The 455-nt window shown below is 69.7% G+C and carries 1 protein-coding gene; it reads left to right on the forward strand.

Going from position 1 to position 455, the window contains the following annotated elements; all coding sequences use genetic code 11:
* A partial coding sequence (locus ACN675_RS29255; protein ID WP_420754133.1) for a DUF222 domain-containing protein occupies positions 1–455 on the forward strand: 455 nt, incomplete at both ends.

Genomic DNA, 455 nt, shown 5'->3' on the forward strand with positions numbered 1-455 from the left:
TGGGGGGTGCGGTGGTCGAGGCGCGGCTGTCCGCCCTCGACACCGCGGTCGACGGCCTGCTCGAAGACGACCTGACCAAACTGTCGAACGACGACATCGTCGCCGTCCTGCAACGCCTGGAAACCTCCCTGCGCAAGGCGTCGGCGGTGGGGCACCGTCTGATCGTCGAGACCACCGAACGCATGATCCCGGGCCATCTCGGCTGCCGCTCGGTCAACGACTTCCTCATCGGCACGCTGCGGATCTCCGCCGCCGATGCGGCCCGGCGGGTCAAGGGGGCCAAGAAGGTCGGCACCTGGCATTGCCTCGACGGTGAGGACCTCGAACCCGCACTGCCCGCCACGGCAGTCGCGGCGCGTTCCGGTGCGATCGGGCCGGAGCATGTCGCGGCGGTGGCGAAGGTGATGCGGAAGGTGCCGCACAGGGTCGGGTTCGACGAGATCACCGTCGCCGAG

This window comes from Rhodococcus sp. O3 (assembly GCF_048897285.1).
Taxonomy (GTDB): domain Bacteria; phylum Actinomycetota; class Actinomycetes; order Mycobacteriales; family Mycobacteriaceae; genus Rhodococcus.